The 6,354-nt window shown below is 62.2% G+C and carries 5 protein-coding genes and 1 pseudogene; 3 read left to right on the plus strand and 3 right to left on the minus strand.

The window, feature by feature from the left end; genetic code table 11:
* Positions 1-158: pseudogene (locus EOA85_RS39270) on the plus strand (N-acetyltransferase); the annotation flags it as partial.
* Positions 159-220: 62 nt separating this feature from the next.
* On the opposite strand, the gene EOA85_RS24280 reads toward EOA85_RS39270, so the two are convergent.
* Positions 221-505 carry an SCP2 sterol-binding domain-containing protein gene (locus EOA85_RS24280; RefSeq protein ID WP_029349714.1) on the minus strand — a complete coding sequence of 95 codons (285 nt, stop codon included), beginning with the start codon at positions 503-505 and terminating at the stop codon, positions 221-223.
* Positions 506-1,022: 517 nt separating this feature from the next.
* On the opposite strand from EOA85_RS24280, the gene EOA85_RS24285 reads away from it, so the two are divergent.
* Complete coding sequence (locus EOA85_RS24285) at positions 1,023-2,444, plus strand: hypothetical protein (RefSeq protein WP_065007573.1); 1,422 nt, start codon at positions 1,023-1,025, stop codon at positions 2,442-2,444.
* Positions 2,445-2,532: 88 nt separating this feature from the next.
* On the opposite strand, the gene EOA85_RS24290 is transcribed toward EOA85_RS24285, so the two are convergent.
* The gene (locus tag EOA85_RS24290) at positions 2,533-4,137 is read right to left on the minus strand and encodes an MFS transporter (protein ID WP_127211454.1); all 1,605 of its coding nucleotides are present in this window, start codon (positions 4,135-4,137) and stop codon (positions 2,533-2,535) included.
* Between the two features lie 326 nt (positions 4,138-4,463).
* Positions 4,464-5,495, minus strand: a complete 1,032-nt coding sequence (locus EOA85_RS24295) for a histone deacetylase family protein (RefSeq protein ID WP_127211455.1) — start codon at positions 5,493-5,495, stop codon at positions 4,464-4,466.
* Positions 5,496-5,663: 168 nt separating this feature from the next.
* Here EOA85_RS24295 and EOA85_RS24300 point away from each other — a divergent pair.
* On the plus strand, positions 5,664-6,354 hold a 691-nt coding region (locus tag EOA85_RS24300; protein ID WP_164759847.1), incomplete at its 3' end, for an amidohydrolase family protein.

Raw genomic sequence — 6,354 nt, forward strand, 5'->3', positions numbered from 1 at the left:
CGGCGGAGAAGACCGGCGCCCTGGCCATGCCAGGCCCTTATGAGCGGCACCGCCTGCTGGCGCTGGAACTGGCGGAGGGCGCGCTCGCCGAGGCGCGGGGCACACTGAGGGCGGCAGGGCGCAAGCTGAAAGCACAACGGCTGCCGCTCGCTGCCTGACGGATCGGCAACAAGCCGCCCTCCATCGGGCGGCGGCTTGTTTTCATCCCGAATTGGTTGGATCAGCCGATCAGCTGGCTCAGTGCCATGGCGACGCTCATGTCGCCTTCGACCTTTATCTTGCCGGACATGAACGCCATGGTCGGGTTGAGATCGCCTGCAATCAGCGACTCCAGATCGTCGAGCGAAAGCTTTATGGTGCAGTCGGCCGGCGCGTCGGTGGTCGAGACATCAGCGCCATCGATGACGATGACACCGTCGCTGCCGGTGTCGAATTTCACGGAACGATCGAACCCGGCACTCGCCACGCGCGCGCTGATCTTGTCGGCAATTTCCTGAACGCCCATGGCCGTTCTCCTCGTCTCGTTGCGTTTGTCGCAGGTCGGCACTTCGATCTGGCCGAAGTCGCCGTCTTGCGTAGTTCGCGATCACGGTCGCTGGCGCATATAGCTTTGGGTTGACGTTTACGTCAACGCGGTTCCCCGAGATGAAGATGGTTTTATCGCCGCAGTGAGCTGCTCCGCGAGATCTGTCGGGCGAAGGTCAGGGCGCGCCCAGTCGCCCGCCTGTCACGTCGTGCCTGGAACTCTGACGGACGCTCCTCCGGTTGTTTGTCCGAAAGCGGGCGACAATCAGGGCAGTTACACGGTTTGCCTCATTCAAACAGACGAGGACAGTGGCCAAGCCTGTCCCTAGCGTGGACTCGGCCTCATGCGCTCAGGGTGGTGTAAACGGGACCATGACAGCAGATTCAAGAGCGGTCATCTCACGCGGCGACCGCGTCAGGGGAGGTAGGATGAACCCGTATCTGGCAGGCGAGGATCAAGACCCCATGATGGCGCTACAAGAGGGGGATGTTCAGTCATGAGAATCAAAAGTCTGATCAAGCGTGCCGAGAAGGTGGACAGAGCGTTCAAGGAGCTCGAAGCCGATTTGGCGAATGCGTTCGATGAGTGTCTCAAGCTAGACGACCAATCGCCGTTGAATGACGTCCCGGATGAGAATCTCGCGGCAAAGAATGACAACTCTCAGCCTGAGGACGATGCGGACACTCCCGAGATCGCATTACGGCTGACTTCCCACGCACAAACCCGACTGGCTGCGTTAAATGCCGTTGATGGGCTCTTTGACGATGCGCGGGAGTATCTGGAGGAGATCAACACGAAACTGTCGGAGATCGCGACCTCACATCATCTGACAGGCGAATTCCTGAAGCTGCTTCACGGGGACATTCTTCGCGCCAACGAACTGGAACTGGCAAATGTCAGCCTGACCACGCAGCAAAGAGTGCTGTCGGAGCAGCTCCACGACGCGACCAAAAAGCAGCGCGAGCGTCAAAGTGCTGTCGAGGCCCTGCAGCAGCGCGAGACAAGCCTGGTCGAGGACAAGGAGGCACTTCGCGGTGCGCTGGCTGCAGCAAGACTGGAACTCGTTGTGGCAGGCAATGCGAGCGCAGAACGCGAAGCGGAGTTCGGCGATCTCGTCAAAACGCTTTCGGCCAGAACGGCCGAGGCCAACAGATGCGCACGCGAGAACGACATCCTAAGGGAAAAGCATGTCAGCCTGTCGATCGATCTCGACAAGGCGCTGAAACGGGAAGCTGAGGCTCGGCACAGGCTGGATGAACTCTCGACAATTCATGCCAGTGATGCGACGCGACTTTCGGAACTGCTGGCTGCGCTTGGCAAGAGCGAGAAAGAGGAGATGCGGCTGCAGAAATCGCTCGATATCGCGCAAGCGAAGCTGTCGGAAATGACGGAAGCGGCCCGTATCATGGAAAGTGACAGGGAAGCCGAGCGTGCGCGTAGTTTCACGGAGATCGGCGGCCTGCGTTCTGAAATTCGCAACCTCCAATCACGATTGGAAATTGCCTCGAACGAGAACAGTCAAGCCGCCAGCGAAATCGCCAATCTCAAGGCTCAATGGAGCGACGCTGTGGCCGAAAAGCAAATTGCGGAGGAAAGGTTGTCCGCTCTCAGAAAGGAGAACGAAAACGACAAGATACACCTTTCGACGGTGAGCGCGAATTTTTCGCAGCTTTCCCTGCAGCAGGCATCCGAACAGATACAGCTCGATGTCCAGAGGCAGGAATGCGAGGATCTGCGAGCCGAAGTCGCGTTGCTCGATGCTCGGGTCAAGGAACTGTTGCCCTATGAGCGTCTCCACAAGGCCACAAACGCCAGACCGCATGAGAACGGCGTGGTCGAGATCACCGGTGTCGTGGCGGAGAAGGCTCGGGCCACAAGCAGGCGGCGCGTCCGTACGAGCCTGCGCGCTGCATCCTAAGGCGCGGGTGGGCCGCGCCGGTTAGGGTACGTGTGAGCCATCAGCTTAGAGCGTCATGTGCTCATCCAACTGGACACACCGGCACGGCCTAATGCTCGATCGGTCCTTTCGGCATGACGATCGCCGTGCCGGCGGTTGTCGGACGCTCGATCATGCGGCGGACGCGCGGCGGCTCGTCGCCGCTGTGCAGTGCCCGTACGCGCTCGCCGACAACGGCGTCGGCATGGGTGGCCCGCTTGTTGTGGCGGATGTATTCGAGCCATGTCGGCGTGTGGTAGTGCTCGATCCATATTGCGGGATTTTCGAGATCGCGCGCCAGCGTCCAGTTGCGGGCGCCGTCACGGCGGCGGATGCGGCCGCGATCGGCCATGGTGGCCAGGAATTCCGGCACGTCCTCCTCGCGGATGATGTATTCGATCATGATGGCGATGGGGCCGCTGCGCAGTTTTAGGTCGAGCGCAAGATGCGGCTCCTTGAAACGGTTGGTAGGGTCGAGATTGAGTACTGCCTGCTGCGGCAAAGGCAGCAAGAGGCCGATCGCGCCGCCCGTTAGCATCGCGACGGCAGCCCCGATCAGCGCGAATTCGGCGCCATGCGCATCGGCGACGACACCCCAAATCCAGCTGCCGAGCGCGATGCCGCCGAAGGTCGCCGTCTGATAGACCGAGAGCACCCGGCCGACCACCCAGCGCGGCGTCGACATCTGCACCGTGACGTTGAAATGCGACAGCGCGATCACCCAGCAGGCGCCGCCGATGAGCAGCCCGAGCGACGTCTGCCAGGCGTGGTCGCTGACGGCGGCGTTGAAGGCGCAAAGCGCGAAGCCGGCGAATGCCATGCGCACCATCGTCTCGCTGGACAGGATCTGCCTCAGCCGGACGCTGATCAGCGCGCCGCCGACGGCACCGATACCGAACGCACCGAGCATGATGCCGTAGGTCAAGGCATCGCCCTTGACGACATCGCGCGCCACCAGCGGCAGCAACGCCAGAACCGCGCCGGCGCTGAAGCCGAAAGCCGCACCCCTGACCAGCACCTTGCCGATATTGGGCGACATGGCGACGTAGCGCAGGCCGGCGCCCATCGCCGCCCCCAGCGTCTCGCGCGGCAGTGTCGAGGCTGGCAGGTCCGGCTTCCAGCGGGCAAGCACGATGAGGAGCCCGACATAGCTCAAAGCGTTGGCGGCAAAAGCCGCTGCAGCACCTGCGGCGGCAACGATGATGCCGCCGATCGCCGGGCCGACGCTGCGCGTCAAGTTGAAGCCCAAGGAGTTGAGCGCGACGGCAGCCGGCAGCTTGGCGCGCGGCACCATATCGCCGACAGAAGCCTGCCATGACGGGTTGTAAAGCGCCGTGCCGCTGTTGATCAGGAAGGCGAAGGCGAGCAGCGTCCACGGCGTTATCAAGCCAAGATAGGTGAACACGGTCAGCAGAACCGAGACGACCAGCATGAAGATCTGGGCAATCAGCATAACCTTGCGCCGGTTAAAGCTGTCGGCGATGGCACCGGCAACGAGCGCAAACAGCATGATCGGCAAGGTGGTCGAGGCCTGGACCAGCGCGACCTGATAGGACGAGGTGGCGATCGTGGTCATCATCCAGGCGGCGCCGACGCCCTGGATCAGGCCACCGAAATTCGAAACCAGACTGGCGGACCATACGGCGCGGAAAATGCCGTGCCGGAACGGCGCCAGCGCCGAGACGCGTTCGCTGTCCGGCTCGACTTCAAATGCTGCCTTCTTCCAGAATCGATCCCCTCATACCGTTCCTTCAAGGTAGAGCATGACTTCGCAAAGGGCGAAGGCCTTTTCAAAGGAGATCATGGTCCAACAACAGGATAGCGTACGCTGGAACAAGTCAGCGGCCACCCTTGCAGGCGGCGTGAAGCGCTTCGGTGAGGGCGGACTTTGGGCCAGCCGATGCGACTGCGGCCTGCTAAATTTTTACGAATGTCGTGATCTCAAACCGCTGCGCACCCTCGGATCAAAACGCCCGAGGGGCAGGCTATGGGCGACATCCATTACCGATCTTCGAATCCGGTCAGCACGCCGACGGCGTTGATGCCGATTTCCTCGACGGCATAGCCGCCTTCCATGACGAACAGCGTTGGCAGGCCGAGCTTGGCGATGCGACGGCCAATCTTGGGATAGTCGCCGCTTTTCAGCTTGAACTTGCTGATCGGGTCCTTCTCGAACGTGTCGACGCCAAGCGAGACGACAACGACTTCGGGAGCGTAAGCCGCAAGTTTCGCGCAGGCGTCCTCCAGCGAAGCATTCCAGGCGTCCCATGCGGTGCCGAACGGCATGGGGTAGTTGACATTGAAGCCTTCGCCGGGCCCTGAGCCGCGCTCGTCGGCATGGCCAAGGAAAAACGGATATTCGGTCATCGGGTCGCCATGCAGGTTCAGCACCTGCACGTCGCCGCGGCCGTAGAAGATCTCCTGCGTGCCGTTGCCGTGATGGTAGTCGACATCGAGGATCGAGACGCGCTTGGCGCCCTGGTCGCGGAACCATTGCGCGGCAACCGCGGCGTTGTTGATGTAGCAATAGCCGCCCATGAAGGCAGCACCGGCATGATGGCCGGGCGGGCGGCAGAGCGCGAAGGCTGATATCTCGCCGTCCTTGACCAGGGCGCCCGCAGTCAGCGCCACGTCATAGGACGACTTGATCGCCTCCCAGGTGCCTTTGACGAAGGTGGCGCCGCCGTCGAAGGAGTAAAAGCCAAGCAGCGCATCGATGGTGCTGGGGCGTACATCGCCGCGCAAGCCGCGCGTCGGCCAGGTGAAGGGGATGGCCGAACCTGTCCGGCCCGACGCTTCCCAGAGCGGCCATATGGTCGGCAGGAAATCGATGTAGTCGCTGGTGTGCACTCTCCTGGCGGCGGCGAGGTCGTGGGTCTCGGGTGGCAGGATCGGGCCGAGCTTTTCGCTCTCCACCCTCGCCTTGATAAACTCGGCGCGCGAGGGCTTCTCGAAGGCCGGCACGATGGCGCCTGAAATGAGTTCGAAATTGCCGGCATGGCCGGCGTGGAGAGGGGAGAAAACAGTCTTCATTTTGGCGGCCGGTTCGCTCTTCGAGTTGCGTATCTGTCGTTGAGGGACTGCTTTGTGGCAGAGAGTTTCAGCGCCGCCAAGAGCATTCCGGACCGCTGTTGCGAGTGGCAGCGGACGGCTTGCCAGGCGCCAATACTCTGCTAGCCTAAGCTCAAACGGGAGAAAATTATGCCGCTATCGGCCGATCTGATCGTCGAGAACGCCAGTATATTGACGATGGATCCCGATACTCCCCGCGCCGAAGCCATAGCTATCAGGGACGGCGAAATCATTGCGATCGCAGATCGCGCGACCGTACTGGAGCACAAGGGACCCGGCACGCGCGTTATCGACGCCGAGCGCGGCTCGGTCGTCCCCGGCTTCATCGAAGCGCATATGCATCTTTTCGCCGGCGCGGCCGAGCTCGATCACCTCCAGCTGATGGGCATCCACGGTTTCGATGCGCTTTGCGATGCTGTTCGCCATTATGCAGCAAAGCGGCCGGATCTATCCGTCCTGCAGGCGCAAGGCGCCGACTATACCATCCTGTCGGCGACTGAGCGGGTCAGCCGCCATCACCTCGACCGGATCCTGCCGGACCGTCCCTTCGTCATGGCGGCGCCCGACCACCACACAATGTGGGCGAACACCAAGGCGCTGGAATTGGCCGGCCTGCTTAGAGGCAAACGGCTTGGTCCCGGCAATGAGATCGTCATGGGCGACGACGGGCTGGCCAGTGGCGAATTGCGTGAGGGCGAGGCCTTCGGGCCGCTGATCGCGCTGGCCGGCGAGGATCGCGTACGGCTCGGCCTGGCCACCGGCGGCGAGCCGGACCCGAAGCCGACGCCGGCGGAGCAGGCCTCCGACCGGGCGATCATGC

The sequence above is a fragment of the Mesorhizobium sp. M5C.F.Ca.IN.020.29.1.1 genome, assembly GCF_003997375.1.
Classification (GTDB): Bacteria; Pseudomonadota; Alphaproteobacteria; order Rhizobiales; family Rhizobiaceae; genus Mesorhizobium; species Mesorhizobium wenxiniae.

Bases quoted from the DNA above. Each gene is read 5' to 3' on its own strand.
- EOA85_RS24280 (WP_029349714.1), bottom strand. From the start codon at position 505: ATGGGCGTTCAGGAAATTGCCGACAAGATCAGCGCGCGCGTGGCGAGT.
- EOA85_RS24285 (WP_065007573.1), top strand. From the start codon at position 1,023: ATGAGAATCAAAAGTCTGATCAAGCGTGCCGAGAAGGTGGACAGAGCG.
- EOA85_RS24295 (WP_127211455.1), bottom strand. From the start codon at position 5,495: ATGAAGACTGTTTTCTCCCCTCTCCACGCCGGCCATGCCGGCAATTTC.